Source organism: Paenibacillus sp. cl123, from assembly GCF_900101595.1.
Taxonomy (GTDB): Bacteria; Bacillota; Bacilli; order Paenibacillales; family NBRC-103111; genus Paenibacillus_G.
Genome location: NZ_FMYY01000004.1, coordinates 194,696 through 213,578, shown reverse-complemented (window position 1 = coordinate 213,578; position 18,883 = coordinate 194,696). Strand labels below are relative to the sequence as shown.

The 18,883-nt window shown below is 57.0% G+C and carries 18 protein-coding genes and 1 pseudogene; 7 read left to right on the top strand and 12 right to left on the bottom strand.

All coding sequences use genetic code 11. The features are described from left to right. Positions 1-13: 13 nt before the first annotated feature. Together BLR08_RS10110 and thrS are read right to left on the bottom strand one after the other, a co-directional pair. The gene (locus tag BLR08_RS10110) at positions 14-967 is read right to left on the bottom strand and encodes a GNAT family N-acetyltransferase (RefSeq protein ID WP_083536834.1); all 954 of its coding nucleotides are present in this window, start codon (positions 965-967) and stop codon (positions 14-16) included. Positions 968-1,873: 906 nt separating this feature from the next. Next, a complete protein-coding gene (thrS, locus tag BLR08_RS10105) occupies positions 1,874-3,796 on the bottom strand; it encodes a threonine--tRNA ligase (protein WP_072329074.1) in 1,923 nt (640 codons plus the stop codon). 500 nt (positions 3,797-4,296) lie between these two features. On the opposite strand from thrS, the gene BLR08_RS10100 reads away from it, so the two are divergent. After that, positions 4,297-5,217, top strand: a complete 921-nt coding sequence (locus BLR08_RS10100) for an ArsR/SmtB family transcription factor (RefSeq protein WP_072329073.1) — start codon at positions 4,297-4,299, stop codon at positions 5,215-5,217. Between the two features lie 269 nt (positions 5,218-5,486). Here BLR08_RS10100 and BLR08_RS10095 read toward each other — a convergent pair whose 3' ends face one another. Further along, the gene (locus BLR08_RS10095; protein ID WP_072329072.1) at positions 5,487-5,783 is read right to left on the bottom strand and encodes a DUF6509 family protein; all 297 of its coding nucleotides are present in this window, start codon (positions 5,781-5,783) and stop codon (positions 5,487-5,489) included. 212 nt (positions 5,784-5,995) lie between these two features. Between BLR08_RS10095 and BLR08_RS10090 the strand changes: the two genes are divergently transcribed. The 3 genes from BLR08_RS10090 (at position 5,996) to BLR08_RS10080 (ending at position 7,820) form a co-directional block, all read left to right on the top strand. Beyond that, entirely contained in the window at positions 5,996-6,598 is a 603-nt protein-coding gene (locus tag BLR08_RS10090) for a Crp/Fnr family transcriptional regulator (protein WP_072329071.1), read from the top strand. Positions 6,599-6,684: 86 nt separating this feature from the next. Further along, complete coding sequence (locus BLR08_RS10085) at positions 6,685-7,428, top strand: SDR family oxidoreductase (protein WP_072329070.1); 744 nt, start codon at positions 6,685-6,687, stop codon at positions 7,426-7,428. A 47-nt stretch (positions 7,429-7,475) separates the two neighbouring features. After that, entirely contained in the window at positions 7,476-7,820 is a 345-nt protein-coding gene (locus BLR08_RS10080) for a darcynin family protein (RefSeq protein WP_072329069.1), read from the top strand. Between the two features lie 65 nt (positions 7,821-7,885). On the opposite strand, the gene BLR08_RS31635 is transcribed toward BLR08_RS10080, so the two are convergent. The 4 genes and pseudogenes from BLR08_RS31635 to BLR08_RS10060 form a co-directional block, all read right to left on the bottom strand. Then, on the bottom strand, positions 7,886-8,134 hold the full coding sequence (locus BLR08_RS31635; RefSeq protein ID WP_083536831.1) for a hypothetical protein: 249 nt from the start codon (positions 8,132-8,134) through the stop codon (positions 7,886-7,888). Positions 8,135-8,225: 91 nt separating this feature from the next. Beyond that, a pseudogene (locus BLR08_RS31630) lies at positions 8,226-8,636 on the bottom strand (MFS transporter); the annotation flags it as partial. A 14-nt stretch (positions 8,637-8,650) separates the two neighbouring features. Then, positions 8,651-8,965, bottom strand: a complete 315-nt coding sequence (locus BLR08_RS31625; RefSeq protein WP_256257485.1) for an MFS transporter — start codon at positions 8,963-8,965, stop codon at positions 8,651-8,653. 267 nt (positions 8,966-9,232) lie between these two features. Beyond that, positions 9,233-10,156: a DMT family transporter gene (locus tag BLR08_RS10060; protein WP_072329068.1), complete on the bottom strand. Its 924-nt coding sequence runs from the start codon at positions 10,154-10,156 to the stop codon at positions 9,233-9,235. Positions 10,157-10,272: 116 nt separating this feature from the next. Here BLR08_RS10060 and BLR08_RS10055 point away from each other — a divergent pair, with 116 nt between their 5' ends. After that, the gene (locus tag BLR08_RS10055) at positions 10,273-11,673 is read left to right on the top strand and encodes a MocR-like pyridoxine biosynthesis transcription factor PdxR (protein WP_072329067.1); all 1,401 of its coding nucleotides are present in this window, start codon (positions 10,273-10,275) and stop codon (positions 11,671-11,673) included. A gap of 209 nt (positions 11,674-11,882) precedes the next feature. On the opposite strand, the gene infC is transcribed toward BLR08_RS10055, so the two are convergent. Then, positions 11,883-12,359, bottom strand: a complete 477-nt coding sequence (gene infC, locus BLR08_RS10050; protein WP_072329066.1) for a translation initiation factor IF-3 — start codon at positions 12,357-12,359, stop codon at positions 11,883-11,885. Positions 12,360-12,438: 79 nt separating this feature from the next. Between infC and BLR08_RS10045 the strand changes: the two genes are divergently transcribed. Then, a complete protein-coding gene (locus BLR08_RS10045; RefSeq protein ID WP_072329065.1) occupies positions 12,439-12,747 on the top strand; it encodes a hypothetical protein in 309 nt (102 codons plus the stop codon). A 114-nt stretch (positions 12,748-12,861) separates the two neighbouring features. Here BLR08_RS10045 and BLR08_RS10040 read toward each other — a convergent pair whose 3' ends face one another. Together BLR08_RS10040 and BLR08_RS10035 are read right to left on the bottom strand one after the other, a co-directional pair. Continuing rightward, the gene (locus BLR08_RS10040; RefSeq protein WP_072329064.1) at positions 12,862-13,125 is read right to left on the bottom strand and encodes a YqkE family protein; all 264 of its coding nucleotides are present in this window, start codon (positions 13,123-13,125) and stop codon (positions 12,862-12,864) included. A 98-nt stretch (positions 13,126-13,223) separates the two neighbouring features. Beyond that, complete coding sequence (locus BLR08_RS10035) at positions 13,224-13,697, bottom strand: GNAT family N-acetyltransferase (protein WP_072329063.1); 474 nt, start codon at positions 13,695-13,697, stop codon at positions 13,224-13,226. 214 nt (positions 13,698-13,911) lie between these two features. Here BLR08_RS10035 and BLR08_RS10030 point away from each other — a divergent pair, with 214 nt between their 5' ends. Further along, on the top strand, positions 13,912-15,483 hold the full coding sequence (locus BLR08_RS10030; RefSeq protein WP_072329062.1) for an FAD-dependent oxidoreductase: 1,572 nt from the start codon (positions 13,912-13,914) through the stop codon (positions 15,481-15,483). A gap of 333 nt (positions 15,484-15,816) precedes the next feature. Here the strand turns inward: BLR08_RS10030 and BLR08_RS10025 are convergent, their stop codons facing one another. Both BLR08_RS10025 and BLR08_RS10020 read right to left on the bottom strand, forming a co-directional pair. Next, positions 15,817-16,881 (bottom strand): rod shape-determining protein, encoded by a 1,065-nt coding sequence (locus BLR08_RS10025; RefSeq protein ID WP_072329061.1) that lies wholly within the window; start codon positions 16,879-16,881, stop codon positions 15,817-15,819. A 353-nt stretch (positions 16,882-17,234) separates the two neighbouring features. Further along, positions 17,235-18,761 (bottom strand): extracellular solute-binding protein, encoded by a 1,527-nt coding sequence (locus BLR08_RS10020; protein WP_072329060.1) that lies wholly within the window; start codon positions 18,759-18,761, stop codon positions 17,235-17,237. Positions 18,762-18,883 lie beyond the last annotated feature (122 nt).

Below are 18,883 nucleotides of genomic sequence, written 5' to 3'. Positions count from 1 at the left end.
TAGTGAATCGTTTCTATAATGGAAGACTTAACGTTTCGAACCTCCGCGTGATCCGGAAGCCTGCTTTCAGATACAGTTGTCCGGCTGCGCTCTGCTCTCCCGTCCATAGAAACCAGGCATGGTGCAGGCCCTGCGACCGCATCAGCCAGAGGCAGTCATAGAGTAATATTTTCCCGATGCCTTTGCCGCGCTGGCTTTCATCAACACCGAACGGTCCGAACCGCTCCCGAATGCCCTCATAGCTCCCATGCAGGCAAAAGCCGATCAATCTTCCGCACTGCCGGGCGACCAGGATCTGAGACAGCTGTAGCTGCTGCATCAGCCCTTCCCGAATGGCCCTACCCCAATCCGGATTAAACGATTCCGCAGCGAACCGGATCAGCTCGACAATATCGCTGTCCTGCGCGGTCCGGAACGTATAGCCCTCCTGCTGCCTCTGCTCCTTCAATCGGCGGACGTCATCCGGTATCTCCAGCTGGACCATCGAGTAATCCATCGCTACGGACGCATGCAGCCGCTCGAAGCCCGTTTTCGCCAGAAACGCGGCGGCTTCGGGGTACGCCTCCCGGTCTATCCCCGGCACAATGTAATTGGGCGCATAGCCCGAGAAGATCAGCCTCTTGCGCTTCTCCTGCCGCAGAAAGCCGGCCGCTTCCGCCAGCAGCCGCGAGCCGACGCCTTGTCTGCGATAAGCCGGATCGACGAAAAAGAACGGACACCAGCCCCGGTCCGTTTCAAGCTCCGTGCCGCTCATCGGCAGCCGCCGCCGGACGGCGTAGAAGCAACCGACAAGCCTGCCTTCGGCTTCGGCAACCCGCAAGCCTTGCTCCTGGAAATTCGGGTCCAGCAAAACAAGCCGGCGGAATCTGGTTTCGGTCACCGGATCGCGGTTCAAACACCGATTCCAGAGGCTGACGATCTCCCCTTCATCACCCGGCTCGTAATAGCGGTATATAATGATACTCAACGTTCCACCTCCAAAATTAATTTGTATGATTTTCCGTAAAACCCTGATCCCCGCGCGAGATAATTATAACCTTTGTACGAATTTTCGCACAGTACATCGCCCTACAGCCGTCTATTCAAGCCTTTTATACGATTCTTCGCATAAATTCAAGCGTGCTCCTGCTTTTACATAACCGGTTATATGTTTTTTCGCACAAAACACCGCTTGGCTCGGAAAATAACCATCCTACAATCCATTTGTTCAGCGGCACCCTCCCATCACCGCAGAAATGAGACAGCTGTGGCGGCACCTCCGGATCACCATGCACATTTACTCACATCATCGCCATCCTATGCACAGATGAACGAGAAGCCGGTGCTGCGGGAAAAGCAAACGGAACTCACAAGCCCTTAGAGCCGCTTTTCTCGGGACTTTGCCATGCTTACGAAACTCAGCACCCCTTAGACGTGCAACAGGGGTAAAATTTAAAATTGGATCTATTCGCATTCTACGAAGCGCTCGGTTCTGTTACAGGTGGCATTCGCTCGATATCCGGACCTGAGGGCCACTGATTTCCGTTGCAGCTCATCGAAGCAACCGCGTTTTCAGCGGAAGTTGCCGGCCAGCCCGAAAGCTTTTCAGGAGGCCGAGGCGGCGCTTCGCCGAACTTAACTTCTAACATCGCAAAAAAAGCCCCTGACCGGGGCTTTTTGGGCCAAACCTTCATTCGTTCATGCAGTCAGGAACCGCCTGCTAAAGCATCAAGCAACTGCCAGCGAACCGAGTCCGTGTTATCGGCCGCCAATCTCTCCGGTTGAGCAAACAAATGTCCTCCGGCTTGAAGAACAGATGTCCCTTCCGGCGGCCTAGGCTGAGCATGCCGATCCTTTATCTACTTGTCCCACTCGGCAGGCGGAGCTATATAACTCAGCTTTTCAGACGAATGTCCTCCGCGATCCGTTCAGCAAGCTCCTTCACCGCAAAGGAGCCGATATCGCCTTCTCCGCGCTTGCGAACCGCTACCGAATCCGACTGCTTCTCCTTCTCGCCCACGACAAGCACATAAGGGACTTTCTCCAGCTGAGCTTCACGGATTTTGTAGCCGAGCTTCTCATTGCGCCCATCCACCTCGACCCGGATTCCCGCTTCCTCAAGCGCACGCTTGACGGACAGCGCATGATCCACGTACTGATCGGATACAGGCAGCAGCTTCGCTTGAACCGGGGCGAGCCATACCGGGAACGCCCCGCCGTAATGCTCGGTTAGAATGCCGATAAACCGGTCGATAGAGCCATAGACAGCACGGTGAATCACAACCGGCCGCTGCTTCTGGCCATTTTCTCCGACATAGGTCAAGTCGAATTTCTCCGGCATCTGGGCATCCAATTGGATCGTACCGCACTGCCAGCTTCTCTTGAGTGCGTCAAGAATATGGAAGTCGATCTTCGGACCGTAGAAGGCGCCGTCTCCTTCATTAAGACTGTATGCGATACCGAGGCGCTCCAGTACGCTGCGCAGGGACGCTTCCGCCTGCTCCCACATCTCCTCCGACCCCATAGAGTCCTCGGGGCGCGTAGACAGCTCGACTCTGTAGGCAAAGCCGAACACGCGATAGATGCGGTCGATCAGCTCCAGCACACGCTCGATTTCCGCGCCGATCTGATCGGGCCTGACAAACAGATGGGCGTCATCCTGGCAAAAGGTGCGCACACGCATCATCCCGTTGAGCGCCCCGGACAGCTCATGACGGTGTACCTGCCCGAACTCGGCAAGCCGGATCGGCAGCTCCCGGTAGGAGTGCAGATTGTTTTTGAAAATCAGCATATGTCCCGGGCAGTTCATCGGCTTAAGCGCAAACTTGGTCTCATCCACATCCGTGAAGTACATATTGTCCTTGTAATGATCCCAGTGGCCGGACTGCTCCCACAGCCTGTTGTTCATCATCAGCGGCGTGCGCACTTCGTCATAATCGCTCTGGCGCTGCAGCTCGCGTGCGAAGCTCTCCAGCTCGTTGCGGATCGTCATGCCCTTCGGCAAATAAAACGGCATGCCCGGCGCCTCCTCCGAGAACATAAACAGCCCGAGCTCCTTGCCCAGCTTGCGGTGGTCGCGCCTGCGCGCCTCCTCCAGCATCAGCAGATGCTCGTCAAGCTGCGCCTTCTTGGGAAACGATGTTCCGTATATGCGCTGCAGCATCTTGTTGCGGGAATCTCCGCGCCAGTACGCGCCGGCAACGCCTGTCAGCTTGAACGCCTTGATCCAGCCCGTCGACGGCAGATGAGGCCCGCGGCACAGATCGGTAAACTCGCCTTGCTCGTATACCGTGAGGACTGCATCCTCGGGCAAATCCCGGATCAGCTCCAGCTTCAGCGGCTCCTCCAGCCGTGCGAACAGCTCTTGCGCTTCGGCGCGGCTGACGACCCGGCGAACGATCGGCAGATTTTCCACGGCAATCTTCGCCATCTCCCGTTCGATAGCGTCCAGATCATCCGTGGACAAGGGCTCCGCAATATCAATGTCATAATAAAAGCCGTCCTGGATGACAGGTCCGATCCCCAGCTTTACAGCCCCGTCGCCGTACAGACGCCGAATAGCCTGAGCCATCAGATGAGCCGTGCTGTGCCGGTAAACCTCCAGCCCTTCCTTGCTCTCCAGCGTCACAATCTCCAGCCGGCTATCCGCCGTCAGCGGAAGATTCAGGTCGGTCGGCTTGCCGTCCACCAGAGCGGCGACAGCCTGCTTGCCCAGACTTGCTCCGAGCGAGGCGGCGATCTGTCCGGCCGTTGTTCCGCGGGGGTACCCCTTGCTAGCGCCATCAGGCAGCTTGACTTGAATGTTCTGAATGCTCATGTCGTTACTTCCTCCATTTCCGAATGATTCTGAGTGTAAAATCGAACGCAAAAAAACGCCTCTATCCCGCCAAGGGACGAGTGCGTTCAGCTCGTGGTTCCACCCTCATTCGACCTGCAGCATCCGAAAGTCCGGCCTATAGCGGGCTTCCTTCTGGTGCAAGGTCCTTATTCGGTATCCGGTATCGGGGATAATCCGGCGACGCTTACTTGCGCAATCGGCTTGTTAACCGATTCCGGGTTCAACGGCGCGGCTGCAAAGGGGTAATCCGGTATCCGGTGCTGAAGAAGCTCGCAGCTTTCGCTTCTCTCTCTGGGCAGTCCGCGATAAGGATCTTGTCTTTGGTCATAGCCTGAATGTTCGTGTTGGATATCATCATAAGCATGCCCGGCGGAAATGTCAAGCCGCCTTTTGGCCCTTCGTTCAGACATCCTATGCTAGAAGACAGGAATCCTTTATAATAAAATTCGTCACCAGAACATGAAGGAGGCCCGGCCCTTATGCTGCATATCAAAGACCTTCGCTCCGGCCTGTCCGTATTCAAGGCGCTGGGCTCGGACATCCGTATCGAAATTGTGGAGCTGCTGGCCAAGCATCAGAGCCTGAACCTCAACGATCTTGCTGCCCTGCTCAAGCTGACCAACGGAGCGGTCACGATGCATATCAAGAAACTGGAAGACAGCGGCCTCATCCGGATCGCCACGGCAGTCGGCAAGCACGGCGTTCAGAAAATCTGCTGCCTGAACGAGGACAAGCTGATCGTCGACCTGCGCAGCCGGGAAGCCGGCAAGCTGTACGAGGTCGAGCTCAAGGTCGGACACTACAGCCACTATCAAGCGGCTCCCACCTGCGGCCTTGCTACGAAGGATCGCATCATCGGCGAGTTTGACGACCCTCGCTACTTCGCCGATCCGCAGCGGATCGACGCCCAGATCCTGTGGCTGACCGAAGGGTTTCTGGAATATCGGATTCCGAATTATATCAAGCCCAACCAATCGTTCCAGGAGCTTCAATTCTCCATGGAGCTCGGCTCCGAAGCTCCGGGGTTCTGCGACAACTATCCTTCGGACATCTACTTTTTGGTCAACGGCATCGAGCTGGGCTACTGGACCAGCCCCGGCGACTTCGGAGATATCCGCGGCACTTTCAACCCGGAATGGTGGCCGCCGAACTTGAACCAATACGGCTTGCTCAAGCTGATCCGCATCAACCGCGACGGCAGCTACATCGACGGCAGCCGGATATCCGACGTCTCCCTGAAGGACCTGAATCTGGATCACAGGAGCGATATTACGCTGCGTATCGAGGTGGGGGAACGATCGAGGAACAAGCGCGGCTTTACGCTGTACGGCAGAAGCTTCGGCAACTACAGCCAGGATATTTTGGCCCGCGTCCTGTATGCGGACCATGATTCCCCGTAAAGGGGCGTGTTTGGAGGTCCGGTGAACAAAAGGCCGGAAAGGCGGCCGGGAGTTGAAGCAACGAACGCAAACGCCGAATCGCCGCAGGCCGCGCGTTGGTCACCGGACTTTTAACGGACAGTCTCGCAGCGGGGCGGAAGAGGGTCGCTCCGCGCTGACAGCGGGTTAGTCGGCAATCGCAGCTCACTCCCCCGCCGCTGGCCGGAAGTCCGGCTCCCGGGCACATCTTCACGCCGTTGCCGGTATTGCATCGCCGGACAGCTTGCGGGCTATTCCTCGCCTTCCTTCCAATGCTCGCTGCAGAAGGCTTGCAGAACGGCCAGCTCGTCATCCTCCAGGTCGAAATCCTGGTAGGTGTCCGTCGTCCGTTCATAGATATCGTATTTCACAATAGCGCCCTGGTCGTCTGCCACCCGGTAGATCACCCGGATGTACAGCCCGTGCTCGGAATAAAGCTCATCATCCTCCGGCACCGCGATATCGATAATAAATTCATACCTTTTTCCTTCCAATATCTGGAAAGGGTCTTTCACAAATTCCACTGTGTATTCCGACACGGTAAACATACAACCTACCATCCTCTCTTGAAGTCCATCCTATCTTACCATAACTGAAATCTATAAATCTAACAGCTTCCTCTGACGTGGCCGAAAAAAACGACCAATCCCAACTGCATCTGCAGAAACCTGAGGTGAATTCGGATGTACACGATGACGAAGCACGAACCGCAAGCTTAAAGAGCCGGAATAGGCAATCTTAAATATAAGGAGGCAATGGAATGACGCCGGACTGGAACGCGCTGCACGCAGCAATTAACGCCTTAACGCCCATACCGGATACGGAGTGGGAAGCCTTCAAGCAGCTTGCCGCTCCCCTAAATTTGGCGAGGCACGAGCATTTTATCCGCGCGGGAGAAACCGGACAGCATATCGCCTTATGCCTGAGCGGGCTTTTGCGGCTTTATTACACAACGCCCGACGGGGATGAGTTTAACAAAAGCTTCTGTGTCCGGCATGAATTTATCGCGTCCTACAGTTCCCTGCTTACGGACGCTCCGTCCTTCTTCTCCATCCAAGCGCTGACGGATAGCGAGCTGCTCCTGATCCGCTTCCGGGATTTTCGGGCGCTGTATGACCGGCATACATGCTGGGAAAGGCTGGGCCGGCTAGTCGCCGAGCAGCTGTTTGTCAAAAAAGAAATCCGTGAGCGCGAGCTGCTGCTGCTGCCGGCTGAAGCCAGATACCTGCTTTTTCTCGAGCGGTACGGCCGGCTTGCCGCTCACATTCCTCTGTACCATGTCGCCTCCTACCTGGGCATTACCCCGGTCGCTTTAAGCCGCATTCGCAGAAAAATAACCCGCAAGGGCAGTCCCGCATCGTAAAAATTTCCCCGCTTTCTTAACCTAGGTTAAGGCGCCGATCCCCTTTCCCGTTCTATCATGAACCTAAGAAGAAAGGGGAGATTGCGTTGAAGCTCACAGATCACACAGTTCTCATCACAGGCGGTTCCTCCGGTATCGGACTGGCGCTGGTCAAAGCCTTCTTGGACCGCAAAAATCAAGTCATTATCGTCGGACGAAACGAACAGAAATTAGCTCGGGCGAAGGCGCTGCACCCCGGTATCACGACTTATGCCTGCGACATCGGGGAACCCGAACAGTTGAACAAGCTGGTTCGGGAAATCAGCTCCCATCATCCCGGTCTCAATCTGTTAATTAATAATGCGGGCACTCAGCAGCTGCATTCGTTTATAGATACCGCTCCTTCGGATGCGGTTCATCGGGAGATCGAACAGGAGATTGCCATAAACCTCACCTCTCCCATTGTCCTCATCTCCAGCCTGCTGCCGCTGCTGAGAAGCCAGAAGCAGGCCGCTATCGTCAATGTGACCTCGGGACTCGGGCTCGTCCCCAAGCAATCCGCGCCTGTCTACTGCGCAACCAAAGCCGGCCTGCATCTGTTCACCAAGGCGCTCCGCTATCAGCTCGAGCATACGTCTATCAAGGTGTATGAGCTCATTCCTCCCGTCGTCGATACGGACATGACCCGCGGGCGAGGCAGCGGCAAAATATCGCCGGAGCAGGTCGCCACGGAGTTTATGGCCTATCTGGAGCGCGACCGGTATGAGATGCCGATCGGCAAGGTCAAGCTGCTCACGGCGCTTAACCGATGGCTGCCCTTCTTTGCCGAACGCATTTTGAAAAACAGCTGATCCAACCCTTAACCATATATTTTCCAAATCGAAAGGAAGAAATCACTATGTCATCTCTTCAATACGGAGTTATCGTTCTGCTGGAATTCTCCCCTTCCTGGCTGTCGCTCTCTCGAGAAAATCGCAGAGAGCTTGCCGGCGGCCTGTACGCCATCATCGGCAAATATGCCGGTCAAGTGCATGTTGAGTATTATGACGCGGACGCCTTCCACGGCTCCTGCTCCGATTATGTGGTCTGCCGAACCGCCGACTTGAAGCATTATCACTACATGTGGGAAGAAATTCGGGATTCTCCGGTATACGCGGGGGGCTATATGAGGATCAAGGATGTGATCACGGGTATCCGCAACGGCTACCAGGCGTATGAGTCCGAAGTGCTGAATATGCCTTGACAACAGCCCATGACCAAGAGGGCGTTACCCGTCTTTACTAGCGGGTGACGCCCTGCTTATTAGGACTATTCGACAATAACTCGCTTGGACGCCAGCCAGAAATAAACCAAGCCGACCCCACACAGCACTGCGATGAATCCGTACCCGCCAAACAAATCCAGGCGGGAGGAGGCATATCCGAAGCCGAGTCCGGCGAGCACCAGCACGGCATTTTCGCCAAGCGATTCGAACGATCCGAGCGTAGCCCGCTGAGCGGAATCGATCCGGTGATGCAGATAGCCGGACGTCAGCGGCGGGATGATCCCCGCAAACAAACCGACCGCCCCCATGGCCCAGCAGACCCGGGAAGCCGGGAAACAGCGCCAGAACGGCAAATCCGGCCGTAAACACCGCAAGCGCCGCCGACAGCACAACTCGGCTGCTGAAGCGCTCCTTGAGCAGATAGGCCAGCATGCTTCCGGGCAGCTCCAGGAGGAACAGCCCCGCCGAGAACAGGCCGAAATAGTAAACCGGAATGTCCAGCCGCTCGAGATAAATTTGCCAAAATTCTTCGATGAAGGTAATCGCCGCACCGGTAACCATCCCGGTTAACAAGACGAGGCAAACATCCGGACGGCGGCGAAAAAAACGGAAGGATACCGTCACATACACCTTCAGCGGGATAGCCTCCTCCCTCCCGCTCCGCCCGGCAACCGCCGGCTCGCGCAATAGAAAGGTGGCGGCCAGCGACACAATCATCGCCACCAGGGAGATCCAGTAATTCAGCTCCAAGCCGAAGCGGCCCGCGAGAAAGCTGCCGCATAATGCGGCAATCATAATCGAGACGATGTCTAGGGCTCGCAGGCGTCCCGTCCATTCTCAAACTCGCTCTCCCGCCCCTCCGCCAGCAAAGAATCGTAGAGCAGAGCTTCCTCCGCTCCGCTGCTGGCCGAGCTGCCGATAGCCGCCAAAAACACGACTAAAGCGAAATGCCAGAATTCCGCAGCGTACAGCAAAATTAGAAATTCGCAGCAGCCCAAGAAGGAGGCTGCGACGATCATTGCCTTGCGGCCCCATTTATCCGCTGCAATGCCTGTAGGCACCTCGGCTGCGACGATGGTCAGCGCGAAGATGATCTCCGCGTAGACGACCGTCTGGATAGTCATCCCCCGGCTTTCCCAAAATAGTCGCTCAATGACATACGCCGGGATCAAATGATAAAAGAAGCGTATTACGGCAAGTTTCCATATATTTGGCACATAGCTCACAGCCGCTATCCCCTTTTCGCTGATTGGTCTGAAGCTCAAAGCCAATCGGGAAGGGGGCGCACGTGAACGACACGCGGCTAAGGATTAGCAGGGAGGTCTTGGTTGCGCCATGATCCCAGCTCCTTCATCGTTAATTTCCATTCAATCACAATTTATCTTATCGTATCATACCTCCTGCTGCAAAACCAACCGGCCGGAGAACGAGATCAGCAGCACCCCGGCAAGCACCAAGGCTATGCCTCCTATATGCGCGTAGTAGGAGAACGGCTCACGCAGGATGCCGTAGGACAGCAGCAGCGCGCTGACCGGTATGCAAGCCGTAAAAACCGCCGCCGTGCTGGCCGGCACGCGGGAGACGCCGCGGAACCACAGCACGTAGGCCAGCGCGGTCACGAAGACACCATAATATACAACAAGGCCGATATCCCCGGATCGCAGCTGCGCGAAATCATAGGCGCGAGCTTCGGAGAAAGAGAAGACCAGAAACATCAGAAAGGCGAACAACGTGACGTACATCGTTCCGAGCAAGGAGGAGACGTTGTCCGACAGCAGCTTGCGCAGCACCGTCAGCGCCGCCTCTCCGAATACGGCCGACAGCACCAGCGCCGCACCGAGCCAGGAGGCGGCGGCCTCGGCGGGTGGCCCCTGGCGCAGCAAATTCGGAAGCTGCAGGACCAGCAGTCCCAGCAGCGAGCAAACGACCCCGCCGGCAAGCCGCGGAGTTGGTCTCTCCTTCAGAACGATGAAGGAAAGCAGCGCCACTACAGCCGGGGTCAGGCTGGTCATAATACCGCTCTCGGCCGCAGATGCGTACTTCAAGCCGTACAGCATCAAGACGCGAAACAGGAACATGCCGAGAAAGGCTTGCAGCAGCAGAATCAGCACATCTTTTCTGCTGATCCGAAGCTTCAGCCTCCGGCGGATCACCGTCAACGGGACAAGCAGCAGCAGGGCGACAGCCAGACTCGCGCTTTGCGACAAGAAGACGGGCAGGCTGCTCGACATTAATTTGCCCGCGACAACCGAACTCCCCACAATCACCGCAGCCAGGCTAAGTTCCATATACACAAACACCGGCGGTTTTTCCATCCACACGACTCCCCTCATCTACCGTTCTTGTTATATACTGTACCTATAACAAGCGGTACCCGGAAGATCCGCTTAGGGCGGGTTTCAATGGTACCATTTCCGGAGGAAGGCTGCTCATGTGGATCCCCATCCAGAAGCACTCGGCTGTGCCCATGCTTCGCCAAGTGTACCAAATTGTACGAGACCGCATCTTGAAAGGGGACCTGCCGGCAGGGTGCAAGCTCCCTTCGACACGCGAGCTTGCGGCCCATCTGCATGTGTCCCGCAATATCATTGTAGAAGCCTATGAGCTGCTGCTGGCCGAAGGCTTTGTAGAAGCGCGATCGGGCTCCGGAACCTACGTCGCCGAAGGCGCCGTGCTCCCCGCCTTTCACACGGCGGCGCTCCCTGCCCCTACAGCTTCGGCTTCGACTGCGGAAACCGCCGTTGCGGCTGGACCTGCGCCTATTTCGTTCCGCACGGGCCTCCCCGCCCTGGACATGTTCCCTCGCAAGCAATGGGCCGACCTGCTTCACCGCGCGTGCAAGTCCGCGCCCGTACAGGCGCTGGGCTATGGCGACCCGGGCGGCGATCCGGGCCTGCGCCGCGAGCTCGCAGGTTATCTTGCCCAGGCTCGCGGAGTTGCCGCGAAGCCGGAGCAGATCGTCATCACGAGCGGAGCCGTTCAGGCCATTCAACTGGCAGCCGCTCTGCTCTTGACTGCCGGCGACGAGGTGCTTCTGGAAGAGCCCGCCAATGCCGACTTGAGCAGCATCTTCGCCTCAAGCGGAGCTGTGCTGCGCGGTATTCCGGTGGATGAGTCGGGTCTGATGACCGAAGCTTTGCCGCGGCAATCGCGGCCCAAGCTGATCTACTTGACCCCTTCTCATCAATTCCCGCTCGGAGGCACCTTGCCGATCCAGCGGAGAATCGAGCTGATCCGATATGCCGCTCATACCGGCAGCTACCTGATTGAGGACGATTACGACAGCGAGTTTCGCTTCGATGGCGCGCCGATCCATTCCCTGCAAAGTCTTTATCCGGATCAGGTACTGTATATCGGCACATTCAGCAAAATATTGTTCCCGTCCCTCCGAATCGGCTACATCGTGCTTCCCGAGGCACTGGTCGAGAAGTTTGTTCGTCTCAAGAAGCTGTCCGACTACCAGACGCCTAGTCTGGAGCAGCTGGCGCTGGCCCGGTTTATCGAGCGCAAACAACTGCATGCGCATATTTACAAAATGAAGAAGCTGTATCGCAAACGACGCGAGGCGCTGGTGAGCAGCTTGGAGGCGCAGTTTGCCGGCCAGTTCCGGATATGCGGCCGGGCTGCCGGGCTGCATCTCGTCGCGGAATTTGGCCGGCCCTTCCCGAAGGACTGGGCTGAGCGCCTGCAAAGGCAGAGAGTTGAAGCCGTGCTGCTGGATGAGTTCCGGCTGCTGCTCGGGTACGGACATTTGAGCGAGAAAGAACTTAGTGAGGGGGTCAGCCGGATTAAACGAGCTATGACGGGAGAGGAAGTGGAGTTGGACGCTTGAGGCGGTTGACTCGGACGGCTGAAGCGGGTGTCGGGGGCTCGCCGGTTTCTTTACGGCATGAAGTGCGGCGTGAGAGGCTGCCGACTCGGGTGGCTGAAGCAGGAGTCGGGGACTCGCCAGTCCCCTTTTCGTTGGAATGTGCGACGCTTGGCGTTGGGCTTGAGTATGGATCGTAACGGCTGTCCTCAGTCCGTTCCTCTCCGCCCGCTTCAGAGCGGGTCCAGTTGAACGGCCGCCTGCTTGCCGCTTACCTGGATGCCGCTTTTCCGCCGTCCGACTGCGCGAAGACTTTGCGTCAATTCCTCCAGCAGCGTCTTGGCTCGCTCGCCATCCGCTTTGCCCTGCAGGTGAACGACAAACAACGCGGAGTCGCCGGACTTCAGCAGCCGTTCGGCTTGCTGCCGCTTCGTATCCAGATCATGGTCCTCGATGCCCGGCGTGAGCCGGATTTCCTTGATCTTGGCGGGACGCTCCAGCTTGCGCGCCTGCTGAGCGCTCTCCCGGGCAGCGGCTGCCCCGATCAACCGGCAAGGCGGAGGACTGCTGAGCAGGGACATGCAGACGAGGTCTACCTTGAGCCGCCTCGCCATAGCCAGCGCCTCAGCTTTGGGCATAATGCCCAGGTCCTCTCCATCCATGCCGGTTAGCTGAACTTCGGAGGCTTTGATCTGCTCATTTTTAATCATTGTGAACCGTCCTCCATGTTCGTTATAATGTAGCTTATTGCTTGTAGATCAAGAAATAAAGATCGAGGAGTTTTCGCCGATGAACCGCAAAGAAATCGAAGAAGAAGTAATCCGCAATTATCAGCGTGACGAACAGATGATGATTCTGGTGTTCGCCCAGTGGTGCGTCAATCACGGTCTGAATCCCGAAGAGCTGTATGCGCGCGCATACCCGGCGCAGGAGGTTAACCCCCTGCTTCAGCAAACGCTCGAGCTTATCGTGCCGAAGGAGGAATCCTCCCCGATCCCGGACGACACGCTGCTTGGCGTCTTGTCCTTGTTCGGCAATGACGATCTGGCCTTCGTCGTGACCGAGGAGATCGCGGCGCGCCGCAAGCCCTCCAGGTAACGGCCTGGTCACGACTCCGGCCTCGCTTGCCCGGGAAACAGCCATAGCCTGACGGGAGCTCCCGCCAGGCTATGGCTGCGTCTGCCGTACCCGGCTCCTCTGTCAGCAGCCGTCCTAAGACTTATGCTTCTTCCAGTCGGAGCTGCTGTTGTTCAGCAAGTACTCGAAATCATTCTCCAGACGTTTCTTCTCCGCCTTGCGGGCTTCTTCTTCCTGCCTGCGCTGTGCCTCCCGGCGCTGCTGTTCATCGGCCTTCATCGAATCCGCCTGAGCCTTCAGCTTCTCCACAACGGCCGGATTCAGCAAATCCTTCAGCGTCGCAGGTTTGTCCGTTGCAGCCGGCGCTTGTGCGGTATGTCTTCCTTTGTTCTTAGCCATCTGTTTCACCTCGGCTTCCTATTCCCAAGCTGCAGCTTACCCGATTATACCATAGGGATCGGCCGCATGCTCCCGCCCGCTCACGGCATGCAGCAGGCTTATTGCTTCAGGTAACCGCGGTAGATGCCTGGGGTCGAATTTTCGATGACAGTCGCTCCGACATGCTTCGCATAAAAATCCTTGGGACCGGCACCGCCGATGACGGCGTATCCGTAGCCCAGACTTCGCATCGCGTGAAGCGAAGCGAGCAGCAGGGCTTTGCCCGCCCCCAGCCCTCTTAGCGACTCATCCACCCCGGTCGGGCCGAAAAAATCTTTGCATGTCGCTTCATAACAAGCAAATCCGGCCAATTGACCGTCTTTGACGGCAAGATAACAGCTTACCGGCTGATTGGCGAAAGCCACCTCGCATTCGCTGGCCCACCCGTTGCCGAAATGCTTGCGCACCCATTCGATCACAACATGCTTCTCGGGAGCGATTGCCCTGCGGATATCGATGCCCGCTTCACGTGCTTGCTTCAGAACCGGCTCCAGGTCCGGGAGATCGTACAATTTCACCAGCATATCCGACATGACAGCATTCCTCCGATTTTCTGAACATGAGATAAGTTCCGGATTCTATTATATGCCAATCCCGGCCTGCCTTCATCTTTTTTCTAAAACTCCTCATCAATCTACCATATTAAGTCATCCTTGTTTCTAGGAACGGACAGTCCGATCCTGTACAATGCAATCATTAATCCATTTCCGCTAGTAACCAACAGTCACACAAGGAGGAACCCGCATCATGATGAAAGAGATGAAAGCCGATTGCATCATCATCGGCGGCGGAACCGGCGGCTTCGCAGCTGCGCTGTCCGCAGCAAGGTTAGGAAAAAAGGTCATCCTGACCGAGGAAACCGAATGGATCGGCGGCCAACTCACCAGCCAGGCCGTTCCCCCGGATGAGCATCCCTGGATCGAATCCTTCGGCTGCACGCGCAGCTACCGGCAGTTCCGTAACGGCATACGCGAATATTACCGCCGCCACTTCCCTTTGACCGCGGCCGCGTATAGAAATCCGCTGCTCAATCCGGGCAATGGCGGCGTCAGCAGGCTATGCCATGAGCCAAGAGCAGCCCTGGCCGTGCTGCAGGAGATGCTGGCTCCGTATGTACACAGCGGGCGCGTCCTGCTGCTGACCCGTCATCGCGTCGAATCTGCGGAGACCGAGAAGGACCGCGTCCGGTCTGTGACCGTTCGCAATTTGCAGACGGGTACACGCGTTGTATTGTCGGGTCCGTATTTCGTCGACGCGACGGAATGCGGCGATTTGCTGCCGCTGACCGGCACCGAATATGTGACCGGCGCCGAATCCAAGGCGCAGACCGGCGAGCCCGATGCGCTGGACGGGCCTCCGGACCCGCTGGATATGCAAGGGTTTACCCATTGCTTCGCCATGGATTATATGCCGGGCGAAAACCACACCATCGACAAGCCGGCCCAGTATGCGTTCTGGCGGGAATACAAAGCCGACTTCTGGCCGGATAAGCTGCTGAGCTGGACCGGCGTTAAACCGCATACGCTCGAGCCTGTCCAATATGAGCTGTTTCCGGGAACTGAACGGTATTCCTTGTTCCACTACCGCCAGATCGCCGAGATGGCGAATTTCGTCCCCGGTACTTACGACAGCTCAATTACGCTGGTCAACTGGCCGCAGAACGATTACTGGCTCGGCCCGATCTTCGAGGTGGACGACGCGGAGCGCGAGCGGCATCTGGAGGGGGCCAAGCAGCTGAGTCTGTCGCTGCTCTACTGGCTGCAAACGGAAGCTCCGCGGCCCGACGGCGGTCTAGGTTATCCGGGCCTTCGTCTGCGTCCCGATGTGGTTGGCACCGAGGACGGACTGGCGATGTACCCGTATATCCGCGAATCCAGACGTATCCGGGCCGAGTTCACGGTCACCCAGCAGCATCTTGCTGCGGACCGGAAGGACGGACGCGCCCAGGTCTATGACGATTCGGTCGGAATCGGCTGCTACCGGATCGACCTACATCCGAGCACTTCCGGGCGCAACTATATCGATGTCTCGTCGCTGCCCTTCCAGATTCCGCTAGGCAGCCTCATCCCCCAGCGGATGGAGAACCTGCTGCCGGCCTGCAAAAATATCGGCGTCACGCATATTACGAACGGCTGCTATCGTCTGCATCCGGTGGAGTGGAATATCGGGGAAGCGGTAGGCTCCCTCGTTTCCTATTGCCTGGATCGCAGCCTTCTGCCCAAGGCGGTGCGCAGCAGCGGACAAGAGCTTGCGGATTTCCAAGCGCTTCTGGTGCAGCAAGGCGTAGAACTGCAGTGGCCTGTGACCCGGGCCGTATAAATGCAACCGGGGCGAGCAAAAGACTACGCCGCATACTTGCATTGAAACGCGTCGAAGTAACTGGTTATTTGAGGCAAGGCTCGGAGCTATAGGGGGTTGGGACTACTGAGAGCCGGGCTCTAGAGCCTCTCTTCGGCTGATCCCTCAAAGCCGTGTAACGGGAGCGCTGCATGCGCTCCCGTTACGGGTCTTGCTCCTGCTTTTGCATTTAATCCTGTTTCTGCTCTTGCTCCTGCTCCTGCTCCTGCTCTTTCCCTCGCTCCTGCCCTTCGCGCTCCTCCTCCTGCTCTCTTGCTCGTGCTTCCTATTCCTGCGCCTGTTAGGAAGGGTTTGTCACTCCTCCGCCCGCACGGCCTCCGCTACCTGCAAACCGCCTTCCGTATTGGCTGACCACGTCTTCCTGCGGCGGCTCTCCCCACTACTGAGCATCATCCCGGTGCCAAGCGCTGTGCACGCGAGCGGCTGGTCAGCCCGGTGCACGGGCACTCCGGTCTCCGCCTGAATCCGCGCATCAAGCCCTTCCAGCAGCGCACCGCCTCCGCACAGCATAATCCCGTGCTCGACGACATCGCCGGCCAGCTCGGGAGGACATCTCTCCAGCGTAGCGCGGATCGCGTCCACCAGCATCCCCAGAAACTCTTCCACGACTGGGTAAATCTCGGTCGAGGTCAGCGTAATCGAGCGAGGCAGCCCCTGCAGCACATCGCGTCCGCGAATATCCAGCTTCTTCGGCTCCGCCGTACGGTTCGCCGTGCCGATCGTCTTCTTGATATGCTCGGCTGTCCGTTCGCCGATCTCCAGGTTATACTGCCGCTTTACATATTCCATAATATCCCGGTCGATGGACATGCCGGCGCGCGGCACCGTATGGCTGGCCACGATGCCTCCGAGCGACAGCACGGCTACCTGGCAGGTGCCGCCGCCGATATCCAGCACGAGGTAGCCGGCCGGCTCCTCGATCGGCAATCCCGCTCCAAGCGCGGCAGCCAACGGCTCTTCGACCGTCACGGCCTTCCTGGCCCCTTTATGTACGACCGTCTCCTCGACGGCCCGCTTCTGGACGCTCGTGATCCCGCAAGGGACGGATATATATACTTGCGCTCCGCGCAATAGAGATCTGCGTCCCTGCACTCTGCGAATAAACTGCTGCAGCATCCGACTGGTCATGTCAAAATTGGCGATGACGCCGTGGCGCAGCGGATAAGTAAGCTCGACATGCGCCGGGGCCCGCCCGATCATCGCTTCAGCTTCTTTGCCTACGGCCAGCAGCTCGCCGGAGTTTTGATTCATGGCGACGACGGACGGCTCGTCGAGCACGATCCCTTTGCCTCGCTGATAAATAACGGTATTGGAAGTTCCCAGATCAATCCCATAAACATGCTCAAATCGCTTGAACAAGTTGTTCTCCTCCTTCGTATAAGTCAGATTAGGGCCGGATGGGAGGCGAATCCAACGATAGACCTTCATACTATTCTGCCGAAACTTCGGATTTGAGGGGGATGGCGGGAAAATTCGCGCGATTGGCATAAAACGTCTCCAGGGTAGACGCCTTACGGACATCTTTAGAAGCCCTGTGTTTACCAAGAAATCGAACGAAACCCGAGCTAATGCTTTCTGAGATTTTAAGAAAACTTCTAACGGTGTTCTTGCGCACAGACAACTAAGAGTCGCTGAGTTCCGTTGCCACTCCGTTCCGCTGCGCGCACAAAACCCGGTCCTCTGAGGAGAACCGGGCCTGGGTGCCGCCATGCTTATTTTTTGCTTGCCTTGTACCAGTCGTTAGCCGCTTTGATCATGTCATTGCCGCCCTCAGACTTCCATTGGGCCACGAATTTGTCATAATTGTCCAAGGACTCCGCACCGGTGATGTACTTGATGAACGTATCCTCGGCCAGCTTTTGCAGCTTCTGCAGATTTTTCGAGACATCCGGGATCGGAGGCGCCAGCATCAGAGCATCCGAATACATGATCCCCTTCGCATTCTCCTGATACAACTCGTACGCTTTCTGAACAAACTCGTTTTTGCGCACGCGGGCCTGCCAATAAATCGGGTAATTTTTCTCGTCTGTCCCGGTCAGGTAGTCGCTTCCGAAGTTCCATTCATCGTTGAACTTAGGCAGGATCGGGTAATATTTGCCGTCCTTCACTTCGTGATGAACGCCTTCCTGGCCGATCGCATTGCCTTTGAAGATATCCTTCTCCATCTTCAGATCCAAATATTTCATCGCTTCCTCTTTGTTAGGCGCCCACTTCGGAATCGCAATGAACCAAGTAATTCCCCCCGTGCCGACCTGGGACGGCTTGCCGTCGTTGCCCTTCAAGTAGGGCAGAACGCCTACCTTGCCGTTAGGGAAGTTTTTCGTCAGCGCGGAGTTGACATTGGCCGCGTCAAACCAGCCCGACCGGTACATAAACGCTTTGCCGCTCGTGAACTTCTCCAGAAGCTTGTTGGACTGGTTGATCGCCCATTCGGCGTCGATCAAGCCTTCCGTATACAGCTTTTTCATAAATGCCAAATATTCCTTCGTGGTCGGATCGTCCACATAATGCATAATCTGGCCGTCCGCTTCCTTCCAATATGTCGTAGGGCCGTATTTCCAGCCGAAGGTGGAGGCGATTTCCGCCTGGAACGGATCTTTGCCGCCCGTAAGCGGGGTCACGTTCTTTTTCTCCTTCACCGTTTTGAGCACGGTGTACAGCTCATCGCGCGTTGTCGGCGGCTTCAGTCCGAGCTCATCCAGCCAATCCTGGCGGTAAATAAGCGCTGTCCCTGTGGAGACGCCTGCACCGCCCTCGGGAATCGCGTATATTTTTCCGTTAAGCTTGGCCCCGTTCCAGGAGGCTTCCGTAATGGCTTCCTTCAGGTTGACGCCGTACTTGGCGAGCAGATCGTCAAGCGGCTCCAGCGCGCCGGCTGTGGACAGCTTGGAGAACTGGTTGGCGCTCAGCTTCATGAAATCATAAGGCTCTTTGTTGGCCATCAGCAAATTCAGCTTTTCTTCGGCGTTTTCAACCGGCAGCATATCGTATTTGACTTCATAGCCGGTTTTCTCTTTCAAATACTTGCCCACGATGTCCGTGTTCGGATCGAAGCGGTTGTACTGCATCAATTGCCGCAGCTGCGGCTTCGGCTTATTCGGATCGGCTGCCTTGGTCTCCGCCGGCTTATTGGCGGCATCTCCCGCGCTTGGGGCTGGAGCAGGGCTTCCGCCGCATGCCGTCACCGAGGTTGCAATGGCAACCGTAGTCATTACTGTCCACATTTTTTTATGCTTCATAGGTGGAGCCTCCCTTTTGATTGTTGTACCTACCCCATACGGATGAAACCGGCTTGATTTTGCCTCTTGTACGCGCTCCAAGCTGCCAGAGCAACCTGAGCGGGCCTTTCAAACCACCTCCC